Annotated in this window: 23 protein-coding genes; 10 read left to right on the forward strand and 13 right to left on the reverse strand. The window is 43.5% G+C overall.

The annotated features are described in order from the left end of the window. Nucleotides 1-2: 2 nt before the first annotated feature. Nucleotides 3-1,322: a four-carbon acid sugar kinase family protein gene (locus tag ACL6C3_RS26435; protein WP_413162621.1), complete on the forward strand. Its 1,320-nt coding sequence runs from the start codon at nt 3-5 to the stop codon at nt 1,320-1,322. A 15-nt stretch (nt 1,323-1,337) separates the two neighbouring features. Here ACL6C3_RS26435 and ACL6C3_RS26440 read toward each other — a convergent pair whose 3' ends face one another. The 3 genes from ACL6C3_RS26440 to ACL6C3_RS26450 form a co-directional block, all read right to left on the reverse strand. Further along, nucleotides 1,338-2,729, reverse strand: coding sequence for a WD40 repeat domain-containing protein (locus tag ACL6C3_RS26440; RefSeq protein ID WP_413162622.1), 1,392 nt, complete (start codon nt 2,727-2,729; stop codon nt 1,338-1,340). 207 nt (nt 2,730-2,936) lie between these two features. Continuing rightward, complete coding sequence (locus tag ACL6C3_RS26445; RefSeq protein ID WP_413162623.1) at nt 2,937-3,479, reverse strand: ferric reductase-like transmembrane domain-containing protein; 543 nt, start codon at nt 3,477-3,479, stop codon at nt 2,937-2,939. Nucleotides 3,480-3,833: 354 nt separating this feature from the next. Next, a complete protein-coding gene (locus tag ACL6C3_RS26450) occupies nt 3,834-3,965 on the reverse strand; it encodes a hypothetical protein (protein WP_413162624.1) in 132 nt (43 codons plus the stop codon). 341 nt (nt 3,966-4,306) lie between these two features. Between ACL6C3_RS26450 and minC the strand changes: the two genes are divergently transcribed. The 5 genes from minC (at nt 4,307) to atpC (ending at nt 9,002) form a co-directional block, all read left to right on the forward strand. Continuing rightward, nucleotides 4,307-5,131, forward strand: a complete 825-nt coding sequence (gene minC / locus ACL6C3_RS26455; protein WP_413162625.1) for a septum site-determining protein MinC — start codon at nt 4,307-4,309, stop codon at nt 5,129-5,131. 353 nt (nt 5,132-5,484) lie between these two features. Further along, nucleotides 5,485-6,294, forward strand: a complete 810-nt coding sequence (gene minD, locus ACL6C3_RS26460) for a septum site-determining protein MinD (RefSeq protein WP_413162626.1) — start codon at nt 5,485-5,487, stop codon at nt 6,292-6,294. 219 nt (nt 6,295-6,513) lie between these two features. After that, complete coding sequence (minE, locus tag ACL6C3_RS26465; protein WP_413162628.1) at nt 6,514-6,825, forward strand: cell division topological specificity factor MinE; 312 nt, start codon at nt 6,514-6,516, stop codon at nt 6,823-6,825. 189 nt (nt 6,826-7,014) lie between these two features. Further along, on the forward strand, nt 7,015-8,463 hold the full coding sequence (gene atpD / locus ACL6C3_RS26470; protein ID WP_413162629.1) for a F0F1 ATP synthase subunit beta: 1,449 nt from the start codon (nt 7,015-7,017) through the stop codon (nt 8,461-8,463). A 128-nt stretch (nt 8,464-8,591) separates the two neighbouring features. Continuing rightward, nucleotides 8,592-9,002: an ATP synthase F1 subunit epsilon gene (gene atpC / locus ACL6C3_RS26475; protein ID WP_413162631.1), complete on the forward strand. Its 411-nt coding sequence runs from the start codon at nt 8,592-8,594 to the stop codon at nt 9,000-9,002. 70 nt (nt 9,003-9,072) lie between these two features. Here the strand turns inward: atpC and ACL6C3_RS26480 are convergent, their stop codons facing one another. The 4 genes from ACL6C3_RS26480 to petE all read right to left on the reverse strand — a co-directional run bounded on the left by ACL6C3_RS26480 (nt 9,073) and on the right by petE (nt 12,872). Beyond that, nucleotides 9,073-9,372, reverse strand: a complete 300-nt coding sequence (locus ACL6C3_RS26480) for a hypothetical protein (protein ID WP_413162632.1) — start codon at nt 9,370-9,372, stop codon at nt 9,073-9,075. 501 nt (nt 9,373-9,873) lie between these two features. After that, nucleotides 9,874-10,893 carry a S66 peptidase family protein gene (locus tag ACL6C3_RS26485; protein WP_413162633.1) on the reverse strand — a complete coding sequence of 340 codons (1,020 nt, stop codon included), beginning with the start codon at nt 10,891-10,893 and terminating at the stop codon, nt 9,874-9,876. A gap of 1,063 nt (nt 10,894-11,956) precedes the next feature. Continuing rightward, nucleotides 11,957-12,277 carry a 2Fe-2S iron-sulfur cluster-binding protein gene (locus tag ACL6C3_RS26490; protein WP_413162635.1) on the reverse strand — a complete coding sequence of 107 codons (321 nt, stop codon included), beginning with the start codon at nt 12,275-12,277 and terminating at the stop codon, nt 11,957-11,959. A gap of 184 nt (nt 12,278-12,461) precedes the next feature. After that, nucleotides 12,462-12,872, reverse strand: coding sequence for a plastocyanin (gene petE, locus ACL6C3_RS26495; RefSeq protein WP_413162636.1), 411 nt, complete (start codon nt 12,870-12,872; stop codon nt 12,462-12,464). A 185-nt stretch (nt 12,873-13,057) separates the two neighbouring features. Between petE and ACL6C3_RS26500 the strand changes: the two genes are divergently transcribed. Both ACL6C3_RS26500 and ACL6C3_RS26505 read left to right on the forward strand, forming a co-directional pair. Further along, on the forward strand, nt 13,058-13,480 hold the full coding sequence (locus ACL6C3_RS26500) for a BlaI/MecI/CopY family transcriptional regulator (RefSeq protein ID WP_413162637.1): 423 nt from the start codon (nt 13,058-13,060) through the stop codon (nt 13,478-13,480). Then, complete coding sequence (locus ACL6C3_RS26505; RefSeq protein WP_413162638.1) at nt 13,480-14,343, forward strand: M56 family metallopeptidase; 864 nt, start codon at nt 13,480-13,482, stop codon at nt 14,341-14,343. The genes ACL6C3_RS26500 and ACL6C3_RS26505 overlap by 1 nt, the downstream gene beginning before the upstream one ends. Before the next feature lie 9 nt (nt 14,344-14,352). On the opposite strand, the gene ACL6C3_RS26510 is transcribed toward ACL6C3_RS26505, so the two are convergent. Beyond that, nucleotides 14,353-14,772 carry an ArsR/SmtB family transcription factor gene (locus ACL6C3_RS26510; protein WP_413162639.1) on the reverse strand — a complete coding sequence of 140 codons (420 nt, stop codon included), beginning with the start codon at nt 14,770-14,772 and terminating at the stop codon, nt 14,353-14,355. Between the two features lie 433 nt (nt 14,773-15,205). On the opposite strand from ACL6C3_RS26510, the gene ACL6C3_RS26515 reads away from it, so the two are divergent. Together ACL6C3_RS26515 and ACL6C3_RS26520 are read left to right on the forward strand one after the other, a co-directional pair. Then, a complete protein-coding gene (locus ACL6C3_RS26515; protein WP_413162641.1) occupies nt 15,206-15,511 on the forward strand; it encodes a thiamine pyrophosphate-binding protein in 306 nt (101 codons plus the stop codon). After that, nucleotides 15,396-16,883: an alpha-keto acid decarboxylase family protein gene (locus ACL6C3_RS26520; RefSeq protein WP_413162644.1), complete on the forward strand. Its 1,488-nt coding sequence runs from the start codon at nt 15,396-15,398 to the stop codon at nt 16,881-16,883. Before ACL6C3_RS26515 ends, ACL6C3_RS26520 begins: the two co-directional genes overlap by 116 nt. Before the next feature lie 88 nt (nt 16,884-16,971). Here ACL6C3_RS26520 and ACL6C3_RS26525 read toward each other — a convergent pair whose 3' ends face one another. The 5 genes from ACL6C3_RS26525 to ACL6C3_RS26545 all read right to left on the reverse strand — a co-directional run bounded on the left by ACL6C3_RS26525 (nt 16,972) and on the right by ACL6C3_RS26545 (nt 23,082). Then, complete coding sequence (locus ACL6C3_RS26525) at nt 16,972-19,044, reverse strand: EAL domain-containing protein (RefSeq protein ID WP_413162645.1); 2,073 nt, start codon at nt 19,042-19,044, stop codon at nt 16,972-16,974. 38 nt (nt 19,045-19,082) lie between these two features. Beyond that, nucleotides 19,083-20,525 carry a sensor histidine kinase gene (locus tag ACL6C3_RS26530; RefSeq protein ID WP_413162647.1) on the reverse strand — a complete coding sequence of 481 codons (1,443 nt, stop codon included), beginning with the start codon at nt 20,523-20,525 and terminating at the stop codon, nt 19,083-19,085. Between the two features lie 627 nt (nt 20,526-21,152). Further along, nucleotides 21,153-22,325, reverse strand: coding sequence for a molybdopterin-synthase adenylyltransferase MoeB (moeB, locus tag ACL6C3_RS26535; RefSeq protein WP_413162649.1), 1,173 nt, complete (start codon nt 22,323-22,325; stop codon nt 21,153-21,155). 81 nt (nt 22,326-22,406) lie between these two features. Continuing rightward, nucleotides 22,407-22,910, reverse strand: coding sequence for a Mov34/MPN/PAD-1 family protein (locus ACL6C3_RS26540; RefSeq protein WP_413162650.1), 504 nt, complete (start codon nt 22,908-22,910; stop codon nt 22,407-22,409). 46 nt (nt 22,911-22,956) lie between these two features. Continuing rightward, the gene (locus ACL6C3_RS26545; RefSeq protein WP_413162652.1) at nt 22,957-23,082 is read right to left on the reverse strand and encodes a hypothetical protein; all 126 of its coding nucleotides are present in this window, start codon (nt 23,080-23,082) and stop codon (nt 22,957-22,959) included. Nucleotides 23,083-23,195: the final 113 nt, after the last annotated feature.

Here is a 23,195-nt window from a genome sequence, read left to right on the forward strand (position 1 = left end):
CGATGCAACCCAAAATTATCGTACTCGATGACGATCCGACCGGATCTCAAACCGTTCACAGTTGCTTACTCCTAACCCAGTGGGATATCGACAGCTTGCGACTCGGACTTCAAGATCAGTCGCCGATATTCTTCATCCTCACCAATACCAGAGCCTTAACCCCAGAACAAGCCGCCACCGTCACTCGGGAAGTCACTCAAAACCTCAAAACAGCGATCGCCGCAGAATCGATCGAAGATTTTCTCGTCGTCAGCCGTTCCGACTCCACCTTACGGGGTCATTATCCCATAGAAACCGATGTGATCGCCGAAGAACTGGGAGGTTTTGACGCTCATTTTCTGGTTCCCGCCTTTTTTGAAGGGGGACGCATCACCCGCAACAGCGTACATTACTTGATCATCGATGGAGTTCCCACCCCGGTCCACGAAACCGAATTTGCCAAAGATTCGGTATTTGGCTACCATCACAGTTACTTACCCGACTACGTGGAAGAAAAAACCAAGGGTAAAATACCCGCCACTGCGGTGGAACGGTTTGTTCTCGATGACATTCGCAACGGAACTCAACACCGCCTGATGCAGCTTTCAGGAAATCAATGTGTCGTCGTCGATGGGGAAACCCAAGCGGACTTAGATCGGTTGGCGTCGGACATTTTAGCCACCGCTAAAAAAGGAAAACGGTTTCTGTTTCGGAGTGCGGCGAGTATCCTCACCTCTCTAGCCGCCCTCGGACCCCAACCTGTCGCCGCCGACGAGATGGCAAAATATACCCGCGAGGGGAAACCGGGAGTGGTGTTGATGGGTTCTCACGTGAAAAAGTCAACCCAACAACTCGAACGCCTCCTCGAAGAACCCAACGTTGTCGCAATAGAAGTCGATGTCTCTCATTTGCTGGAAGATAGTGCGGTTCAACGCCAGGATTTATTAACTGAAATTCTGCAAAAAATTCAGCAAGTCCACAGCGAAGGAAAAACACCGGTTATCTACACCAGCCGTCAAGAAATTACGTTTAAAAGCGTTGAAACTCGGCTAGAATTTGGGGTGGCGGTTTCCGATTTATTGATGGATATTGTCAGAGGTTTGCCGGAAGATATTGGATTTTTAATTAGCAAAGGCGGAATTACGTCCAATGACACTTTAAGTAAAGGATTGGCTTTGAAAACCGCCCGGTTATTGGGTCAAGTTTTAGCCGGATGTTCGATGGTAAAAACCTCAAGTTCTCACCCTCAATTTCCGAATTTACCCGTTGTCTTGTTTCCGGGAAATGTAGGGGATGCAAATGGGTTAGTTACCGTTTATCACCGACTCAGCCAACAAAGTTAAGGGTTTAACGGCAGATTAATTCCATCCGCCAACCGGAGCAACTTCTAGCACCCCAGACGGCATCATTACCACTTCAAATTCTATCAGATCTCGGGGTAAAATATCCCTTTGACGCAACTTTTCTAAAGGGGTTTCGCTCACCCAATCCGAAGCGGCAGCATTCATGGGTTGATAGGATGCAAGTTGTCCGTCGGCAGTCAGTTTAACCCGATAAATTAAAGTTTCGTTAAACGTTACAGACTGCCAATTGCGGTCAATTACATCATACAACATTTGGTTTAACTGCGCTAACGTTTTCGGGTTCGTGATTTCAGATGCAGTCGGTTGGGGTTGTAAATTGACCTCAGGCGATAGGGTACTTGGGCGGGGTGGGAATTTTTCCAATGAAGAAATCTGCCACAATTTCACCGTTTCGTCACTGCTTCCACTGGCTAAAATTTGACTATCTCGACTAAATGCTAGCGACCAAACTGGCTTTTGATGACCTTCCCATTGGTGAATTTGTTGACCGGTTTTCGGATTCCAAAGTCGGATGGTTTTGTCATAACTCCCACTGGCTAACATTTGACTGTCAGGACTAAATGCCAGCGTCCAAACCGCTCTAGAATGTCCGGTCAGGGTATGTTTTAATTGTAGATCATTGAGTTGCCATAATTTAATCGTTTTGTCGGGACTTGCAGTGGCTAAAGTTTCACCATCCGGACTCAATGCAACCGACCAAACCGCTTGAGAATGTGCGGTTAAAGTTTTTAACCGTTTTCCATCGGTTAACGACCAAATTTCCACCGACCCATTTTCACTCCCACTCACTAAAGTTTGATTGTCGGGACTAAAGACAATTGAACGAACCCAATCCGAAGTTTTTAGGGTTAAATGTTCTTTTCCGGTTGACAAATTCCAGAGTTTAATCGTTTGGTCTGCACTCCCACTCGCCAACCATTTTCCATCGGAACTAATCGCCAAAGTTTTGACATCTTCCCCATGACCTTTTAAAGTGCGAATCAGTTCGCCCGTTTCTAGGTTCCAAACTCTGATGCGGTTATCCCAACCCCCACTGACAAGAATCTTGCTATCGGGACTAATTATTAAGGTTTCAATCGCATCTGTATGACCCGAAAGGCGATGAAGAAGTTGACCGGTTTTGAGATGCCAAATTTTGATTTTACCGTCATAACTTGCACTGGTAAGGTATTGATTATCGGTAGAAATCGCCAGTGCATAGACCCAATTTGAATGTCCGAGGAGAGTTATAGAAGCAGGTAAATATAGGGGGTCTTGAGTCTTGGGTTCGGTAAAAATAGAAGGTTGAAACTGGGGCTTTTGCCAACTTAAACCTAGTACAATCGTAATCGTGGAAAGGGTTAGTAGGGTAGAAGATTTCCAATGGTAACGTTGTGACCCTATCATGGGTTTATTCTCCAGGATAAATGGGATTAGCGACGCTCAGAAAAAATCGTGAGTTTTCGCTAAGATTTGAGTGAGTTCACTGAATTCTTACCGTATAAAAATACTTTAGCGGTTGCATAAATGGCGACATCTAGACAGATTTACCAATGATACACCGTGAAAACAACTCGCTAATATTACCGAGTTTATGCTAGAACCGATTAATCATTACTGCGAGAGACTGGCTGGCTTTTTGGTTTTGTTTTTCTCTTGATTTTCTATCCACAAACGAATCAAGAATAACACCGTTGTTCCGGTCATCAGAATCATCGCAATCGGAGTTAAATAAGTCCAATGTCCTGACATGGTATCCCAAACGTGCCAATTCAGTATAAAGATAGTAATATAGGTTAATTGATGTATTTTCTTCCAATTTTTCTTGAGTTTTTTCACACTCCAGTCATTAGAAGTAATAGTGAGAATAGCCAAAATCAGGAACGTGAACATCCCTGTAATGTAAATCCAAGACGTTTTTAAATCAAAAAAGTCTATACTGCGTTGACGAACCAGTAGAAAACCATGACCAACCGCAAAAACAAACGAGATAATTCCGATTGGACGACGCTGTTTGAGGAGAAGTTTAGGAATCCCGGTTTTTCGGGTTTGAGGAAAGACAATTCTTAGAAGAGTTGGTGATAATGTAATCACATAGCTGATCAACGCCAAAATTCCTAAAACATGAGCGAGTGAAGGTGTATCCAAGGTAAACATAATGCTTGCCAATGAATGACTAAATAAGAACTCTATCTATCCCGAAGATTAGCCATAAACTAACCCTAAGTTTAGGGATAAACCTGAACTTTCGGGTAAGTCATATCATATAGCAATATTAGCTGATTTGTAAATCAAAAACTAATCCAGATCGGCATCCAGAATTGGGGGTTTGGGGGCAATATTGTTTAGCAATGATTTCCTATTGCTATATCCGCTTGATTAATGCGTGTTATAGGGAAAGGTTTTTACAGTTTACAGTGAACAGTTTACAGTGAACAGTTTACAGTGAACAGGTTAGAGGTTACAAGCGATTGTTGAAAACACTGATCTAGCAGTTCGCGAGTCGTATATTTACAAACGCACCGAAGGAAGAATAGCCAAAAGCCTGACCAACACTAAAGTCAGCAATGCGATCGTTACCAAAATTAACAGAAATGTTATCATTACCCCCAACGGCATCGATCGCAAAAGGCTGATAGCCATCCCCCAGTAAAAAATAAGAGTTTGTTTTTTTTGTTGATAAGCTGTTACACATTTAAATTACAGGACAGCCAACACCCAACACCCGACACCCGACACCGCCGATCGCTCAATGCAGTTTAAATGCACAACAGCTTACAGCCTAAAATTTCCATTTCTTCTTGGGCAGAAGTTTCTCTAAAAAAAGGTTGTCGCCCGGTCAATTCTGCAAGTGTGATCAGTGGGATGAGACCCGATCGCGCAATGGGTTAACCAATCCTGTTAAAATAATCAAGCCGAAAAAGTCGCGCTTTGAGTGATCGGCTCTTAAACGTCTCAGTGCTAGACACCAATCACGCATGATCATGCAATCTGACACTTCTTCCTCTACGACGGTCAAACCAGAAGACCAACAACCTGCAAAACCGTCCGTCGATCTCAACCAACAAGTCCGGTTTAAAAGTATTGATGGACGGTTATTATTGATATTACCCTCAGAAACTGCCCATCGAGAAGAAAACGACCCCCCCACAGGTAGCCAATGGACAGAACTCTGGCAACAGCTTAAACATCGGATCAACGGCAGCGAACACGCTTGGGAACCCGACACGGAAGTTCATCTGATCGCCGGAAATCGACTCTTAGATGTGCGTCAACTGCAAGAAATAGCCGAAGCCTTAACGACCGCTCAATTACACCTGCGACGGGTGCAAACCTCACGCCGTCAAACCGCAGTGGCGGCGGCGACGGTTGGGTACTGTGTCGATCAAGACTCCGAACGCAATACCCTTAACAAAACCCCCGCAGAGAAGGCAACCTCTCAAGACGATCCCCTGTATTTACAAACGACATTGCGATCGGGTGTGGAGGTAAAACATCCCGGTACAGTTGTCATTGTCGGGGATGTCAATCCCGGAAGTACGGTGATTGCCGAAGGAGATATTATCGTTTGGGGAAGATTGCGGGGTACCGTTCATGCGGGGGCGTCGGGTAATCTCAAAAGTATGATCATGGCTTTGCAGATGGAACCCACCTTAATTCGGATCGGCACCCAAATGGCAAGAGGTCCGGAAAAACCGCCCGCCCAATTTTATCCAGAAATTGCTTATATGACGGCTTCAGGGATTCGGATCAGTAAAGCTTCCGATTTTGGTAAAGTCAAGCTTTGGCAAGTTCGAGGCGATCAATAAACACAAAAAGGGGTTTAAGCTGGCCATTGAAATCACCCGATCGCAAAAGACAGACACCAAACACCAGAGATCAGACACCAGACACCGCGCGCGCGCAGTATTAAATAGACAACAGGCGATCGACTTCAAGAGCAAGGTAAGGTGATGGGTGTAGATATCAGTTTTTCCCGAACAAAACCCGTAGATCAAAATATCTTGGGGGGAACTTGCATTTAAAGAAATTCTCAGGCATCATGCACTGACAAGATCTAATCTGTGAACTGTCTTGAGTGGGGAGACGATCGCCGAGATTGCTGATTGACCGATTATCGTAATATTCGTAAAGTCCCTAACGACCAACACCAAAAACGAGCATGAGTCGCATTATTGTTATAACCTCGGGCAAGGGAGGGGTGGGTAAAACCACCTGTACAGCAAACATAGGCATGGCATTGGCGAAAAAAGGACGTCAGGTCGCCGTGATCGATGCCGATTTTGGCTTGAGAAATCTAGACTTACTGTTAGGTCTAGAAAATCGAATTGTGTACACGGCTTTGGAAGTGCTATCGGGAGAATGCCGTCTCGAACAAGCCTTAGTCAAAGATAAACGACAGCCGAATTTAGTGCTGTTACCGGCCGCTCAAAACCGCATGAAAGATGCGGTGACTCCCGAACAAATGAAAGAATTAGTCGGGATGTTAGAGGCAAAATCCTATGACTATGTTGTGATCGACTGTCCGGCGGGAATTGAACAAGGCTTCCAAAATGCGATCGCCCCCGCCAAAGAAGCGGTGATCGTAACCACCCCCGAAATTTCAGCAGTACGAGATGCCGATCGGGTAATTGGTTTACTCGAAGCCAATAATATCAAACGAATTCGCCTGTTAATTAACCGGATTCGACCTCAAATGGTGCAGTCCAACGATATGATGTCCGTCCAAGATGTCGAAGAAATTCTCGCCATTCCTTTAGTCGGCGTGGTTCCCGACGATGAAGGGGTGATTGTTTCAACCAACAAAGGAGAACCCCTGGTGTTGTCAGAAACGCCCTCCTTGGCGGCCAAAGCCTTTGTCAATATTTCCCGGCGTTTAGAAGGGGAAAAAGTGGAATTTCTCGATTTTAATCCGGCCCCCGAAGGATTCTTGACTCGATTGCGCCGACTGTTGTCGTCTAAAATTTTATAAAAGAGGCAGTTGACTGATTTGTGTTGAAATCGTCGTTGCTCAACACCTTCTCAAATTCAGTCAAACTGGGAAAATCACCCGTTGATTCAACCCAATCAATTCTGAATTTCCACCAGCAGAACGGATCACTGATTACGGCTCTTTGAAATCAACCCGCCCTCTAAGTGCAACAACTGCCGTCCCCACCCGACAAGCGATCCTCACCGAATCGAAAATCCGATGAAACTCAACGAACTCCTGGAACGACTCTTTCCCCGCAGTACCAACAGCCGAGAGGATGTCAAACGACGTCTGAAATTGGTTCTCGCCCACGATCGCGCCGATTTGACCCCCGAGTTAATCGAAGCGATGCGCCAAGAAATCTTAGAGGTGTTGTCTCGCTATGTCGAAATTGACACCGAAGATTCGGAATTTGGTTTAGAAAGCGATCAGCGGGCTACGGCCTTAATTGCGAATTTACCGATTCGACGGGTGAAAAATACCCCCGATGTCAATCAAACCCCTCCGACTTCCTACGATTCACCGGTGTAGATGGGGATCAGATCGGCTGAGGGCTCGCTCAGGCGGTGCTATTGGTGGAATTCCTCAAAGCCGAACCCAAATCTTAAATCGACAATTTCTTGATGTTCCCATCAGTGATACGCTAAAAGATGGTAATTATTTAGATATTAAGCTTCCCGAGAAATCGGATACAGCGATTTGAGGAAATAAACGCTCATCATGGTCACCACCGAACAAAGAACAAACGTAGGTTACATTACCCAAGTTATCGGCCCGGTTGTAGATGTGAAATTTCCGGGGGGCAAAATGCCGGAAATCTACAATGCCCTGACGATTAAGGGTCAGAACGAAGCAGGTCAAGAAGTTTCTGTTACCTGTGAAGTTCAGCAACTTCTTGGTGATAGCCAAGTCCGTACTGTTGCGATGAATAGCACCGATGGTTTGGTACGGGGTATGGAAGTTGTCGATACAGGCTCTTCTATCTCCGTTCCTGTCGGTACTGCAACATTGGGTCGTATTTTTAATGTAGTGGGTGAACCGGTTGATAATCTCGGCCCCGTTAATACCGATACAACTTCCTCGATTCACCGCTCTGCACCGGCTTTTACGGAACTGGAAACCAAACCGGCTGTCTTTGAAACCGGGATCAAGGTTCTCGATCTTCTCGCACCTTACCGTCGCGGCGGCAAAATTGGCTTATTCGGCGGTGCGGGCGTTGGCAAAACCGTCATTATGATGGAATTGGTAAACAACATCGCTAAAGCGCACGGTGGCGTATCCGTGTTTGGTGGTGTGGGTGAACGCACCCGCGAAGGGAATGACCTCTATCAAGAAATGATCGAATCGGGGGTAATTGACCAAGAAGACCGCAGCAAATCTAAAATTGCCCTGGTTTACGGTCAGATGAATGAGCCGCCCGGAGCTAGAATGCGTGTGGGTCTGTCTGCTCTGACGATGGCTGAATATTTCCGGGATGTCAGTAAGCAGGATGTGTTGCTGTTTATTGATAATATCTTCCGGTTTGTACAGGCGGGTTCGGAAGTATCGGCGCTACTGGGTCGGATGCCTTCTGCGGTAGGATATCAGCCGACTTTGGGGACTGATGTGGGTGAACTGCAAGAGCGGATTACTTCGACGAAGGAAGGGTCGATTACTTCGGTTCAGGCGGTTTACGTTCCGGCCGATGACTTGACTGACCCCGCTCCGGCGACAACGTTTGCTCACTTGGATGCGACAACGGTACTGTCTCGGGCTTTGGCGTCTAAAGGGATTTATCCGGCGGTTGACCCGTTAGATTCCACTTCCACGATGTTACAGCCGAGCGTTGTCGGTGAGGAGCATTATCAAACTGCACGGGCGGTACAGGCGACTTTACAGCGTTACAAGGAATTGCAAGATATTATCGCGATTCTCGGTTTGGATGAATTGTCTGAAGAAGACCGTCTGACTGTGGCTCGCGCTCGCAAGATTGAGCGATTCTTGTCTCAACCGTTCTTCGTGGCTGAGGTGTTTACTGGCGCTCCTGGTCAGTATGTTGAGTTGAAAGATACTCTCAAGGGTTTCCAAATGATTCTCTCTGGCGAACTCGACGACTTGCCGGAACAAGCCTTCTACATGGTTGGCGGTATCGATCAAGTGATGGCCAAAGCCGAAAAAATGAAGTCCTAGTCGGATGAACGGCCAATGGGAATCGGAAGTCACCCCGATCGCGATCGCCAGTTGATTTCTGCCCGGAGGCCCAATTCCTCTATTTTCCTGAAATCACCAACTACTTTCTCTCTATTTATACTTGACAAATGACACTTAATGTGCGTGTAATTGCCCCGGATAAAACGGTCTGGGACGATCAAGCTGAAGAAGTGATTCTTCCCAGCACAACGGGTCAATTGGGTGTCCTCAGTGGACACGCACCCATGATGACCGCTCTCGATGTGGGAGTGATGCGAGTTCGTTCCAAGTCGGAATGGGTTCCGATTGCCCTGCTCGGAGGATTCGCGGAAGTTGAAGAAAATGAAGTCACGATTTTAGTCAATGGAGCCGAACGCGGCCAATCTATTGATAAAAATCAGGCTCAGACGGCTTTCACCGAAGCCAAAGCCAACTGGGAAAAAGCAGAAAGCGGCGGTAGCGAGCAAGAGAAAATCAAAGCTAAAAACGCCCTAAAACGAGCGAGAGCGCGGTTTCAAGCCGCAGGCGGTATGGTCTAATCCACCCGCTATAACCGTCGGTGATTAGTCCTAGCGGCGTCGGATAGAGTGCGCTCGGGACTAATCCCTTTTATACTCCGACTTGAGATAACAGCGGTTGAATACTATCCCAGGTTAGTCCTTGCTGAAGATAACGGGGTTCTGCGGGGTTGTAGGGACTGGCCGCCCGGTCAATTTTAAGAATTTTAGCCTGATTCGGAAGGACAGGAACATCGGGGTCAAAAGCAGTCGGACGCATCAAAGAACTGGAAAATCCCTTAAAAATTGCAATTTCATCGGGTTCCCCCTCTATTTCGATGTGAACAATCAAAACCTCTTGAGGGCGTTTTTCGGTGTATTGTTCCAAACGTCGGGCGATGGAATAACTCATTGAATTTGCTAAGGTTGTTAAGGAAGTATTGAATAAAGAAATATTTTAACTCGGTTTCTCTGCGATCGCAGGGGTTAGGTGTTGGGTGTCCGGTGTTGAATAAAACTCAAAACCCGAACCCGCCCTGTTAATCATTTGTAGCAACAATTTCAGTCTTTCAAATAATCAATCAAAAATCCCAACAAAACAGCGAGAACACAGAACGCTCTCGCTTCAAGTTTATATTTACACAGGTTTTTAGAGCTATCATCTGTAACCTAATAATATGATTAGGTTGTGTTTGTTCCCCCTAGCACCGCTAAGATCGTCAACAATTTAACAATTGCGCTCGCAGGATTTGATGAAAATTCATTCAAATGCTGCTGACGATCTTTTTTAGCTCCAAACTGATGTAATTGAGGTTGGTTTTATCAAACCTGATAACAGACTAGCAGCTATTTTAAAAAATATCTTTGTTTTATATCACATCTAATCGTGATCTTTATCACAGATAAAATAAGTTTAAATCACGGCACTTTCTAACATTTTAATCATACCCAATTTTGCATCAATTTCAACCTCAACCCCGAGCGGTACTGTAAACTGATTGCGAATATGACCGATCATCGAACCGTACCAAGCCGGAATTCCCAGAGGTCGAATGTGATCGTTCAACACCTGGGATAAACTGAGAGTAGGCGAATCATCCTCCTCATCGAGACAGCGAGTACACTGACCAAAAATAAAACCCGCCAGTTGCTCTAGTATTCCCGCTAATCGCAAATGAGTTAACATCCGATCGATCCGATATACATCTTCTCCAACATCTTCTACAAATAAAATCGCTTGATTCCAGTCCGGTAAAAAAGCCGATCCCACTAAAGCGCCCATCACGGATAAATTTCCCCCGACCAAACGCCCCCTCGCCTGTCCGGGGGTAATGGTCTCAACTCGGACTTCAACGGGATTTTGAAAAACAATGGCTTCAGCGCCAAATAACAACCGTTTCAAGTAACCGACAGAAAACTCATTCCAGATGGAAGTTCCCAACAACCCATGAAATGTAATTAATTCACTGCGGCTATAAATTCCCAAAAGTAAAGCGGTAATATCGCTATAACCCAAAACAATTTTCGGATGGCGGCGAATCAAATCGTAATCCAAAAGGGGTAAAATCCGACTGCTTCCCCAACCCCCTCCCGTCGCAATTAAAGCTTGAATGGAGTGATCTGCAAAAAAAGTATTAATATCTGCGGCGCGCGCGCGATCGACTCCGGCTAAATACCCATATTGATCTAAAGCGTGAGGCGCGACTTTTACGTTTAATCCCTGTCGGGCTAATTGTAATTGAATAAATTTTAAATGAGACTTTTTAATCGGACTCGCAGGAGTGACCAACCCGACAGTATCTCCAATTTTCAATCGTGGCGGTTTGATAGGGGAAACGGAAGCATTGGCGGTTGTAGGGGAAAATTGGGAAATTTGAGTTAACAATAGAGATTGTCCAAACCCGGTTAAAAATTGGCGACGGTTGATTGACATAGGCTTGATGTTAATTGCGACTCAAGATTTTATTGAAAAGTAGGGTGGGTGAGAAAGGATAACTTATCTGCTGAAATTAGAACGTTTTTGCACTCACCCACCCGAAAGTTATTTTGAGAAAGGATAACTTATCTGCTGAAATTAGAAGGTTTTGGCACTTACCCACCCGAAAGTTATTTTGAGAAAGGATAACTTATCTGCTGAAATTAGAAGGTTTTGGCACTCACCCACCCGAAAGTTATTTTGAGAAAGGATAACGTAATTGCTAACATCAGAACGTTTTTGCACTCACCCACTCTACAGTTATTCTCAAGATTTGATTCAAAAGTAGGGTGGGTGAGACGGGATAACTTATCTGCTGAAATTAGAAGGTTTTGGCACTCACCCACCCTACAATTATTTTAAGGAGTAGGGTGGGTGAGAAAGGATAACTTATCTGCTGAAATTAGAAGGTTTTGGCACTTACCCACCCGAAAGTTATTTTGAGAAAGGATAACGTAATTGCTAACATCAGAACGTTTTGGCACTCACCCACCCGAAAGTTATTCTCAAGATTTTATTGAAAAGTAGGGTGGGTGAGAAAGGATAACTTATCTGCTGAAATTAGAAGGTTTTGGCACTCACCCACCCGAAAGTTATTTTGAGAAAGGATAACGTAATTGCTAACATCAGAACGTTTTGGCACTCACCCACCCGAAAGTTATTCTCAAGATTTGATTCAAAAGTAGGGTGGGTGAGACGGGATAACTTATCTGCTGAAATTAGAAGGTTTTGGCACTTACCCACCCGAAAGTTATTTTGAGAAAGGATAACGTAATTGCTAACATCAGAACGTTTTGGCACTCACCCACCCTACAATTATTTTGAGAAAGGATAACTTCTCTGCTGAAATTAGAACGTTTTTGCACTCACCCACCCGAAAGTTATTCCAGGTGTACAGTTATTTGAAAAACCCGGTTTCTGTGAGAAACCGGGTTTTTGAGGAGTGAAATCAGAACGTTTTTGCACTCACCCACCCGAAAGTTACTTGAGAAACCGGGTTTTTTGAACTTTTCAAAGAATCTTACTTTGATTGACCAAATTGGCGATCGTAAACTTCGTTTTCTTTCTCTGTGAAAACTTTTAAGTCAGATCGAGGATAAGAAACACATAATAAAGCGTATCCTTCGGCTTGAAGTTCAGGACTCAAACCCATACCGTCACTTTGTTCAACCTCACCTTTTTCGAGTTTAGCCGCACAGGTAGTACAGACTCCCGCATTACAGGAATTGGGTAACTCTACTCCTGCGGCTTCTGCGGCTTCTAGAATGAGTTGATTTTCGGCGACTTCTAGAGTCTGAACGTTTCCTTGATGATGAATTTCAACGGTGTAAGTTTTTGACATGGTATCTGACAAATTTCTATTCAATAAATTTCTCCTCCCCCTGTTTGAGAAAGCGGCTTGAACTTCACTACAAAACCTAAGAAACTCTTAAGTCTGGAGGAATAACTTTCTGTCAAGGAGAGGAGAGAATTGCTAACCGTTAAAGCTGCAATAAATGGTTGTAAATTAACGCTAAGTGAGACGATTACTTAACAATCAGGTGTCCAACCATACCCGCACCTCTATGGGGTTCGCAGTAGTAGGTATAGTCACCAGAAGTTGCATCTTCCGGGATAGTAACTGTGTAATTTTCTCCGGGGGAAAACATCAGAGCTTTGTGAGACAGTGTAGTTGCAACGTCTGCACTGGGAGATTGGCCCTTATCAAAAACAGCATTGTGAGGAGCCAGTTTATTGTTAACAAACTTTACGGTATCACCGGGCTGTACCTCTAACTTTGCGGGTACAAATGATAACATTCCGTTATCGGCACCCATTTTAACTTCGTAGGTTGCAGCAGCAGCAGAAGAAGTATTGAAGACGAAGCTGCTCGCCACCAACAAAACAACGGATAAACCTAAAACTACTCGCTTAGAGATTGACAAAATGAAGTTCATATTCTCCTTATAAATTGCTCACTTTATGGAGTTTTTCACACTTCTACTTTAGCATCCTCTGGGAAAAACTTGCTGAGAGGATAGCTAACTTGAAGTGGAACCGATGCTTATTATACCATAGTGACTCAAACTGTATAAGAAAATTTAAAGTTGAAGATGTGTTGTGGAAAATCAAGATTAGCAATATGACACCAAAACCCAATTATCGCCCGGAAAAAATGTCTCTAGGCCCTCTCGAACGAGAGATTTTAAACATTATCTGGGATCTCGGCTGTGCAACGGTTAAACAAGTTCACGAACAGATTCTCGCCGATCCCGATCGAGAATTATCCTCCCCCAGTGTGACGACTGTATTAAATCGTTTGCGCCAAAAAGGTTGGCTGACTTGCGATCGCAGCGGACGGGCTTATCTTTGGAAGCCTCGCATCTCTCGAACCCAAGCGATCGCCATCGAAGCCCAGGAACACCTCAATCAGTTCTTAGCCTTGGGCAACCCGGATATTGTGGCGGCGTTTGCAGACAGTCTCGATTCTGCCACTTTAGATCAACTTGATGCGATCGCGCAACGCTTAAAAGCCCTACGAGAAGCTAAAAACGAGGAGAAATAATGCACTTGATTTTGATCTTACTCTCACTCGCATTTGCTATCATTTGCCAACGGGTTAGTTTTCCCGATTCTGGGACTTGGGCGCAACGTTGGCAGCGATCGCTAATTGGCTTAATTTTACCCCCCTTGATGCTGCTAATGACGGCTGTGGCGGTGATTTGGATGGGGCCTGTGGGACAGATGCTCGGACGGCCGACGGGTTGGCTAGGGTATGGGTTAGCTTGGGGGTTGTGCGGTTGGGCGTTGATATTGGGTTTAATTTTAACGGTTCGGGGATGGATCTCCATTCTACAGGTGCGAAGTTATCGGCAAATTGAAGTCAATCAGATGACGGTTCGACTGTTAGAAAATCCGGTTTTATTTTGCGCTCAAATTGGGTTTTGGCATCCCGAATTAGTGGTGAGTCAAGGACTCCTAAAAACCCTAACTCCAGACCAACAGCAAGCGGTTTTCGTTCACGAACAAGCCCACCATTATTATCGAGATACGTTTTGGTTTTTTGGGTTGGGTTGGTGCCGGCGTTTAACGGCTTGGTTGCCTTATACAGAACCGATTTGGCAAGAATTATTACTGTTACGAGAACTGCGAGCCGATCGCCGAGCTTCCCAACAGATCGATCCGTTACTTTTAGCGGAAACGTTGTTATTAATGGTTCGTCAACCGGTGGCGGTTTCTGAAGAAAACTGTGCGGCATTTAGTTGTACTGCACCGGCGAATCGAATCACGGAACGGATCGAAGCTTTACTGAGCGACGATGATTCCCAAAGTTTCGAGTCCGATCCGCCTATAAATTCCTGGAATTGGAGTCTGCTGGTTTTTGTATTTCTACCGCTGATCACCGTGCCGTTTCATCACCATTGTTAAACAGTTATTTTAATCAGAATCATCGGTTTCATCGAGATGTTCGGCCACAGCTTGATAAAGATCGAGAACATGGCGATCGAGCAGTCGATAATAAACTTTGCGCCCCTGTTTGCGATAACTAACCAATCGTAAAGCCCGCAGCGATCGCAATTGATGAGAAACGGCCGATTCACTCATTTCTAAAATGGCGGCTAAATCACAAACACACTGCTCTCGTTTGGCTAAAACGGACAATAAACGCAGGCGGTTCGCATCTCCCAAAAGGCTGAAAAATTCCGCCATGCGTTGGGCTTTTTCGACACTAAGAGTTTGATTTCTAACCGTCTGGAGATTTTCAGGATCAACGGTATGATGTCGATCGCAAATGGGTGCTTCTCGATTTTTAATCTGGTGGGTTACAGCGTCGTATAAGGCCGAGTCGGTTGACATTATCTATGTGATCAATATTATTGCATCTAATTTTTATTTTAATTGAAATCCAGTCATTCCGTCAGGAAGGATTGCGATCTTCTGAAATTTCCTCAAAGGGAGGGGTGCCAAGGGAGTTAATCATTGATTTTAGCCAAATATTGTTTAATTAAAAATCACTCTATTTTTGACGACTCAAGGGCTGATTGTTTGAGAAAACGAACAAAATCAGATTAACAATAAAACTCTAACTCAATTTCCGAGCATCTATCGGAATTGAAAACCTGCGGGGATTCAAAACCAGGTTTCTATTGATCAACCGGGTTTTTGGGATGTACCTCTAGGGACTCTGGCAGTTTTCACGGCTATATACATACTTTTGTAAATTTAACAACACTTTTTTACAATTTGTTATCATAAACTCATAAACCAGGGTACAGGTTGAGAAAAAAAGATGAGAATTCCAGTAATTGAAAAGCCTGCTGTCGGTTCACGGACAACCACAGTGGGCGAATATCTCGTGAGTCAACTCGAAGCGGTGGGCGTGGGTCACGTTTTCGGGGTTCCGGGGGATTATGTCCTGGACTTGATGGATATGATTGTTGACAGTTCGATGCAGTTGGTCGGAACTTGTAACGAACTCAATGCCGGTTACGCGGGCCGACGCCTACGCCCGTTTAAACGGAGTCAGTGGGCTGTGCGTGACCTACGGCGTGGGGGGATTAAGTGTGGTCAACGCTTTGGCGGGTGCTTACGCTGAAGAAGTTCCGGTAATTGTGATTAGTGGGGCGCCGCGAACTTCCGCCAAAGGAAATCAATTGTTAATGCACCACACGACGGGAGATTACAACCTTCAACTCTCTATTTTAGAAAAAGTTACAGTTGCGGCTGTTACCCTCACCAACGCCGAACAAGCGCCCGCCCAAATTGACCGGACAATTGCGGCTTGTTTGCGTTACAAACGACCGGTTTATATTGAAATTCCGGCGGATATGGTGGCTAAACCTTGCGTTACTCATGTAAGTTTTGAGCGTCCCAATCCTTTGGTGAGCGATATTCAAGCGCTCGAAGAAGCAATTAACGAAGCGGTAGAATGGCTCGAAAACTCAGAACGTCCTATTATTTTAGCAGGAGTTGAGTTACATCGCTACGGTATCCAAAAGAAACTTCAAAAATTAGTTGAAACGACCGGATATCCCATTGCCAGTACCTTGTTAGGAAAGTCGAGTATTTCCGAACTTCATCCCCAATTTATCGGCAATTATGTCGGGGCGTTGAGTCGAGATTATGTGAAAAATCGAGTCGAAAACTCCGATTGTATTTTGTGTTTGGGTGCGATTATGTCCGACACGAATTTGGGCGGTTATACGGCTCAACTCAAAGAAGGTCAGTTAATTAATGCCAATTCTGAAAAAGTTAAAATCAAGCATCATTATTATTATCCAATTGATTTGGCCGATTTCATGGATGGTTTGATTGCCAAACTCTCCCATAAATCCGATGAGAGTTTAGATATTCAACCCGCATCTCAACTCCTGTCGAAATCTTTTCAGGTTCAACCGGAACAAAAAATTACCAACGCTCGATTTTACGAACGGATTAATCATTTTGTTGCCGATAATAGCACGGTGATCGCGGAAACGGGAGATGCAATTATCGCTACAATTGATTTATTAATTCACACCGATACTCGGTTTATCGGACAGGCGTTTTATATGTCGATTGGCTATTCTCTGCCGGCTTGTTTGGGGGCTGCATTGGCTCTACCTCAAAATCGAGTGGTTCTGTTTATTGGGGATGGTTCATTTCAAATGACTTGTCAGGAACTTTCTACGATTATTCGCTTGGGGTTAAATCCGATTATTTTCTTGATTAATAACGATGGTTATACGATTGAACGGATGATCCACGATGGTTCCTATAATGATATTCAACCCTGGAAATATCATCAACTTCCAGAAGTGTTTGGAGAGAGTATCAGTTGTGAGGTGCGAACCGAAGGAGATTTAGAACAAGCTTTAGAATTGGCTTCTAAAAATAGCGATAGCTTGTGTTTTATTGAGGTTCATTTGGATCGATTTGATTGTTGTAAGACGTTGGCGAGGTTGACTCAAGCGGTTCGTCGGAATTAGTTGGATTGACGAATCAATATTTAAACAGATGAGTTTATTTTGAGTTGGGTCAAACAGCGTTAAACCCAACTTTTTTATGAGCGAAGATTTAAAAAAGGGTTTTAATATTTTCCGCAGGTAAGGGGGGAGAAAAGTAATACCCTTGTCCGAGCGGACAGTTTAAATGTTGTAAAGTGTTGAGTTGATCGGGGGTTTCTATTCCTTCGGCGATCGCATAAATATTTAAAGCGTGAGCAAGTACGATCATTGTCCGAACAATTTCAAAGCTTTGGGGTTCTGAGTTCATACTGCGAACGAAGGAAAGATCGATTTTAAGGTTATCGACTGAAAAGCGATGCAGATAGCTTAAAGATGAATATCCGGTCCCAAAATCATCCAAAGATAAACCAATTCCCAGAGATTTGAGTTGAGAAATACTCTCAGCAACGCCCTCGGGATTTTCGAGTAAAGCGGTTTCTGTCATTTCGATTTTCAGATATTGTCTTTCTAAACCGGTATCGTTTAAAATTTTGGTAATTTGTTCGACTAAATTAGCTTGAATAAATTGTCGGGCGGAAAGATTGACACTGAGAACAAAAGGGGGGCGATTTTTTAGGTTTTCGTTCCACCGATAAACTTGCTGACAAGCATCTCGCATGACTTTCCAATCGAGCAAGGTAATTAAGCCGGTTTCTTCAGCAATGGGAATAAAATCACCGGGAGAAACAAGACCCCGTTCGGGATGATTCCAGCGAACTAATGCTTCAAATCCGTTAATTTCACGGTTGCTTAAATTAACAATGGGTTGGTAATAAACCTGAAATTCATTTCGTTCTAGGGCGCGTTGTAAATCGCTTTCTAATTGTTGAATTAATCGCACCCGTTCTCGCATGGTCGCGTTAAAGATTTCATAGCGTCCTCGACCTAAAGTTTTGGCGCGATACATGGCAATATCTGCATCTCGAATTAAATCATCGACTTGATCGTAACCAATAGAACTTAAAACAATACCGATACTCACATTGGTAAAAACTTCATGTTCGTTGATATAAATAGGCTTGATAATTTCATGGCGAATTCGTTGGGCAATTTGACAAATTTCATTCAGATCCCGCAAATTTTCGATTAAAATTGCAAATTCGTCTCCGCCAAATCGGGCTACTTCGTCAACATTTCGGACGGATTGTATTAATTTGTTTGCAATAATCCGCAGGAGTTGATCGCCAACTTGATGACCCAAACTATCATTAATCACTTTAAAGCGATCTAAATCGAGAAAGAAAATAGCAAAATTAAAATCGGGATTAATCAGATATTCCTGGTCAGCTTGATTTAATCTTTGCAGAAAACCATTTCGATTAAGTAAACCGGTTAAGGGGTCGTGAAAAGCTTGATATTTCAGGTTTTCTGTGGCGATTTTTTGATGGGTAATATCTCGAAAAATCAAGACCGAACCTTGACTTTGCTTTTTTGAATCAAAAATCGGTGCAATGCTATCATCAATCGGAATTTCTCGGTTATTTTTAGAGAGCAGTAAAATCGGTTCGGTTAACTTCAAGGTTTGACCTTGTTCTATCGCTTTTAAAATTAAACGTTGTAGAGAATGGCGGCTTTCCTCGTGGATAATATTAAAAATATCTCTAATATCTTTTCCGATTGCTTCCTGACATGACCAACCCGTAAGTTGTTCAGCAACCGGATTCATAAAGTTAATTTTGCCCATTTTATCAGTAGCAATTACACCATCAGCAATGCTATCTAGAATGGTAGATAACCATTGAGACTGATCGCGTAATTGTTGTTCGATTTGATGTTTATAAAGCGCAATTTCAATGGTGGTTTTTAAATCTCGTTCATCAAAGGGTTTAACCAGATATCCATAGGGTTCGGTGAGTTTGGCGCGAGCCAGGGTATTTTCATCGGCATGAGCGGTAACATAAATTACGGGAATATTATAATTATTTTTAATAATTTCTGCGGCTTCTATCCCATCCATTTCCCCGGCTAACCGAATATCCATTAACACCAAATTCGGTTTGATTTCAGCAACTTTTTGAATCGCCAATTCTCCTTGATCTGTAATTTCCGGTATTCGATAACCCATATCTTCTAATGTTGCTTGCAGGTCCCGAGCCACCAATCTTTCATCTTCAACAACTAAAATAATAATTTGTTCATTCATAGTGATTTGGTCGAGCATGATTTTAAATTCAACAAATATTAATCTATTTTTATTTTACCTAATTTAATCTGAAATTCAGTCCCCTTGTTTTGATTGATTGTTAATTTTCCTTGCAGTTGTGCGGTTAAATCTTGAACCAATTGCAGTCCCAAGGTTTTAACGTTATCCAAGTCAAAATCTGAAGGTAAGCCTTGGCCATTATCTCCAATAATTAAGGTTAAATTTTGTTCGTTATCCAATGTGGCTCTAATCCAAATTAGTCCGGGTGTATTGGGTTCAAAAGCATATTTAATTGAATTAGAAACTAATTCACAAATGATTAAACCGCAAGGGGTTAGGGTATCAAAATCTAAAAAAATATTTGGATCGATATCAGTTTCGAGTGAAATCTGAGAAGTATTCACCGTATAAGTTCTCAAAATTGTTTTCGTTAAATCTTTAATATATTCATCGAGTTTAATCCGACGAAAATCATCAGATTGATAGAGTTTTTCATGGATTAACGCCATTGATTTTACTCGATTTTGACTTTCTTTAAATTTGGCTTTAACAACCGGATCTTGAACAAAACGGGATTGCAACCTCAACAAACTACAGATGACTTGTAAGTTATTTTTTACCCGGTGATGAATTTCTTTCAGTAGGGTTTGTTGCTGCTTGAGTTTTTCTGCTTCTTTGCGTTCGCTAATATCGCGCCCGACGGATTGATATTCTATAATTTCACCCGCATCATTAAAAATCGCCCGGTTAATCCACTGCATCCACCGCACTTCCTCTTCAACAATCACTCGATGCTCGACCATTCCCACAGGATTTTCTAAACTCAATGACTGAAGACATCGATCAATTTTTTCTTGATCTTCGGGAAAAATTATGGGTTCGTAGGAATGATTGATTACTTCATCCAAACTCTTTTGAAAATATCGACAGTAGGCTTTATTCACAAAAGTTATATTACCACCATCAGGATTAAAACGAGCAATCAGTTCGGTTTGATCTTCAATAATTGCGCGATAACGTTGCTCACTTTGTCGCAATGCGGCTTCTATTTTGTGACGTTCGGTGATTTCCTGTTGTAAGAGTTGGTTGGCGGCTTCGAGTTGAGTTGGGCTTTTGAGAGCCAAAGCTTTGGGTACAATAGGAACTAATTCTATCGCCGTGTAAAAAGAAACAACTGCCGTAAAAAATTTAATCCAACCCGATACCCAATAGTGGGGATGCCAAAGCGTCCAAATACTAATTAAATGAGTTGTTCCGCAGGAAACAATAAACGCTCCGAACAGCATAAAAATCCCCGGATAGGGTAAATCAACTCGTTTCCGAACAAAGTAGAATAAAATCAGAGGAATCGAATAGTAAGATAATGCTGTTAAAGCATCAGAAGTCAGATGTAATGTGACGAGGTTAGGTTTCCATAAATAGCAATGTCCGTGAGGGATAAAGGCAACGAGGGCTGGAACGAGGGACAGAACTGAGGACATCACTGTTCTCCTGTTTTAATCTTCTGAAGACATCACTATTCTTCTATTGTAATGAAATGGACACTATTTATCTGAGTGATATTATCTTAGTGATAACCTTTAATTGTTCAGGTCTTCAGTTTCAGATAACAATCGTAATATACAGAGCCGTTTTTAACCCGATAAACTGTTACATTCCTCCGGTTGATTGTAGAGAGATCAAACTCTAAATTTAATTACCATAATAATTATTTTTTGACTATCTTTCTTTAGAGAGATTTAGGGCAGTTGTCAGTCACTTTTACAGTGAATAGGTGTCGGGTGTCGGGTGTCGGGGATGGGTAACGGATGGGTTGAGTGTGGGTTTTTTGGGTTAATGATGCTTGGAAACGGATGGGTTATCGGTGGGGAGGTGGGAGAAGTCAGAAGTCAGAAGTCAGAAGTCAGAAGTCAGGAGACAGGAGTAAGCGCGTTCCGTAGTCAGCTTCGCGTACAGAATTGCCTCTTACCCCTTACCCCTTACCCTTTACCCCTTACCCTATTCCCTATTCCCTGTTTACTATTTCTATCAAACAAAAAATAGGATAGGATCAAGTCAAATTTCCCTTGAATTTCCTATCCCTAAATTGTTATAAATGTGAAAATGAATTAATACAGTGGAACGGAAGAATCAACTTCTTGACTCCAAGCTGTAATTCCACCTTTGACATTAATTCCTTCAATTCCCGCTTGTTTGAGAATGCCTAACGCTTTTGCCGATCGCCCACCCATTTTACAATGAGCAATTAAACGATGACCGTTAAGCAATTCTTTCACTTTCTCAACACCAACACCCCGCTCTATATCTGGTAATGGTATTAATACCGCACCCGGAATTTTGGCGATTTCATACTCATTGGGGTTGCGGACATCAACTAATACAAAATCATCCGCCCCACTATCAAGCAGTTGCTTCAATTCCTGAACCGTCATCTCAGGAATTTCCATTTGTTTTTTCGCCTCCTCCGCTTTGGCTTGGGGAATACCGCAAAACTGTTCATAATCGATCAGCTTTTCGATCACGGGTCGAACCGGGTTCGGTCGCAACTTCAACTCACGGAATGTCATATCCAAAGAGTTGTAGAGCAACAACCGACCGCTCAAAGTCTGACCTCTACCCAAAATAATTTTAACCGTTTCTGTTGCCTGAATCACACCAATTAATCCCGGCAAAATTCCCAAAACGCCGCCTTCGGCGCAGGACGGGACCATTCCAGGGGGTGGGGGTTCGGGATAAAGGTCCCGGTAGTTGGGGCCACCTTCGTAGTTAAACACGGTCGCCTGACCTTCAAACCGGAAAATCGAACCGTAGACGTTGGGTTTATTCAACAATACACAGGCGTCATTGACCAGATAGCGGGTCGGAAAGTTATCCGTCCCATCAACTATCACATCGTAGGGTTCGAGAAGTTTGAGGGCATTTTCCGAACTCAGACGGGTGTTGTAGAGGTCAACTTGACAAAGGGGATTAATTTCAAGAATCCGGTTTTTTGCGGACTCAATTTTCGGTTTTCCGACCCAAGAGGTGCCGTGAATGACCTGACGCTGGAGGTTAGAACTATCGACGATATCAAAATCGACTATACCAATGCGTCCGATACCGGCGGCCGCCAGATACAATAACAGAGGCGAACCGAGTCCACCCGTGCCAATACACAGCACGCTGGCCGCTTTGAGGCGTTTCTGCCCTTCTAAGCCGACTTCGGGTAAAATCAGGTGACGCGAATACCGTTCGTATTCTTCTTTATTGAGTTGGATTTGATCCAAATTCGGATTAAGCATGATAATTCCAAGAAGGAAAATAGCCTTCGGTTGTTAGGATATCTTGCATCCCAACATTTTAGGGTGAGCCAAAGATTAATATCATAAACCAACAGGGGACCAATTGAGCGAGGTGCTTATCATTTCTTCAGCTTGAAACTGGTGATTCTCATCTAAGCACCAATTTTGAATATCGCTGGCTTTTCCCTGTTTAACTGATACAATGATATAGGAATATTGCGACCAAGCACAAACGCGATCGAATTCAGAAGGAATCGCCTCATGGTCGGGATGGGAATGATAAATTCCAATAATGTTAAGATTTCTTGAACGTCCGTATTTTTGCGCGGCAATCATAACTTGGGGAGCAATGGTGTAGCGTCGTTCTGGGCTGGTTACGGGTTGCTCTGCGGTTTCGATCTCCTCAAAGGCTGCTGCTGAGTCATCGTTCCAGGCGTTTTCTGTGGGGATCAGTTCCACAACGATTTTATCAGAATTCTCCGCTATTCGCCCCAAGATTAAACCGCAACACTCGCGAGGATAGCAGTTTTCAGCATGGGTGCTGATTTGTTCAAGCTGTTGGTCAGAAATCGTTAACGTAGACAAGGGATTGTAAAGGAAGGATTAAAAGATTTATCGGTATTTTTTTAGATTAGCTTAACACATCCGATGGCGATCGCCTCATCGGTGGCTTGGCTGATGTCGCCGAACATCGGACGCCCCACAGAAAATCGAGATTAAAAGCGATCGCCAATTCACTCTGATGAGAAGATTTCATTAAAAAATTGTAAAAAAAAATAAAAATTTAGAAGATTTGAAAAATCTTTAAATGAATGCAAATTCCCCCGCTTCGTATTAAATGATACTGAAACCGGAAAGGATTTTTTAAAT

This window comes from Capilliphycus salinus ALCB114379, assembly GCF_047276495.1.
GTDB classification, from domain to species: Bacteria; Cyanobacteriota; Cyanobacteriia; order Cyanobacteriales; family Microcoleaceae; genus Capilliphycus; species Capilliphycus salinus.

Excerpts from the sequence above, each read along its gene's own strand:
- atpD (WP_413162629.1), top strand. The coding sequence starts at position 7,015 with ATGGTCACCACCGAACAAAGAACAAACGTAGGTTACATTACCCAAGTT.
- moeB (WP_413162649.1), bottom strand. The coding sequence starts at position 22,325 with ATGCTTAATCCGAATTTGGATCAAATCCAACTCAATAAAGAAGAATAC.
- ACL6C3_RS26485 (WP_413162633.1), bottom strand. The coding sequence starts at position 10,893 with ATGTCAATCAACCGTCGCCAATTTTTAACCGGGTTTGGACAATCTCTA.
- ACL6C3_RS26440 (WP_413162622.1), bottom strand. The coding sequence starts at position 2,729 with ATGATAGGGTCACAACGTTACCATTGGAAATCTTCTACCCTACTAACC.
- ACL6C3_RS26500 (WP_413162637.1), top strand. The coding sequence starts at position 13,058 with ATGACACCAAAACCCAATTATCGCCCGGAAAAAATGTCTCTAGGCCCT.
- petE (WP_413162636.1), bottom strand. The coding sequence starts at position 12,872 with ATGAACTTCATTTTGTCAATCTCTAAGCGAGTAGTTTTAGGTTTATCC.
- ACL6C3_RS26445 (WP_413162623.1), bottom strand. The coding sequence starts at position 3,479 with ATGTTTACCTTGGATACACCTTCACTCGCTCATGTTTTAGGAATTTTG.
- ACL6C3_RS26480 (WP_413162632.1), bottom strand. The coding sequence starts at position 9,372 with ATGAGTTATTCCATCGCCCGACGTTTGGAACAATACACCGAAAAACGC.
- atpC (WP_413162631.1), top strand. The coding sequence starts at position 8,592 with ATGACACTTAATGTGCGTGTAATTGCCCCGGATAAAACGGTCTGGGAC.
- ACL6C3_RS26545 (WP_413162652.1), bottom strand. The coding sequence starts at position 23,082 with ATGAAATCTTCTCATCAGAGTGAATTGGCGATCGCTTTTAATCTCGAT.
- ACL6C3_RS26530 (WP_413162647.1), bottom strand. The coding sequence starts at position 20,525 with ATGTCCTCAGTTCTGTCCCTCGTTCCAGCCCTCGTTGCCTTTATCCCT.
- ACL6C3_RS26515 (WP_413162641.1), top strand. The coding sequence starts at position 15,206 with ATGAGAATTCCAGTAATTGAAAAGCCTGCTGTCGGTTCACGGACAACC.
- ACL6C3_RS26490 (WP_413162635.1), bottom strand. The coding sequence starts at position 12,277 with ATGTCAAAAACTTACACCGTTGAAATTCATCATCAAGGAAACGTTCAG.
- ACL6C3_RS26505 (WP_413162638.1), top strand. The coding sequence starts at position 13,480 with ATGCACTTGATTTTGATCTTACTCTCACTCGCATTTGCTATCATTTGC.
- minD (WP_413162626.1), top strand. The coding sequence starts at position 5,485 with ATGAGTCGCATTATTGTTATAACCTCGGGCAAGGGAGGGGTGGGTAAA.
- minE (WP_413162628.1), top strand. The coding sequence starts at position 6,514 with ATGAAACTCAACGAACTCCTGGAACGACTCTTTCCCCGCAGTACCAAC.
- minC (WP_413162625.1), top strand. The coding sequence starts at position 4,307 with ATGCAATCTGACACTTCTTCCTCTACGACGGTCAAACCAGAAGACCAA.
- ACL6C3_RS26450 (WP_413162624.1), bottom strand. The coding sequence starts at position 3,965 with ATGGCTATCAGCCTTTTGCGATCGATGCCGTTGGGGGTAATGATAACA.
- ACL6C3_RS26520 (WP_413162644.1), top strand. The coding sequence starts at position 15,396 with ATGCCGGTTACGCGGGCCGACGCCTACGCCCGTTTAAACGGAGTCAGT.
- ACL6C3_RS26525 (WP_413162645.1), bottom strand. The coding sequence starts at position 19,044 with ATGAATGAACAAATTATTATTTTAGTTGTTGAAGATGAAAGATTGGTG.
- ACL6C3_RS26435 (WP_413162621.1), top strand. The coding sequence starts at position 3 with ATGCAACCCAAAATTATCGTACTCGATGACGATCCGACCGGATCTCAA.
- ACL6C3_RS26510 (WP_413162639.1), bottom strand. The coding sequence starts at position 14,772 with ATGTCAACCGACTCGGCCTTATACGACGCTGTAACCCACCAGATTAAA.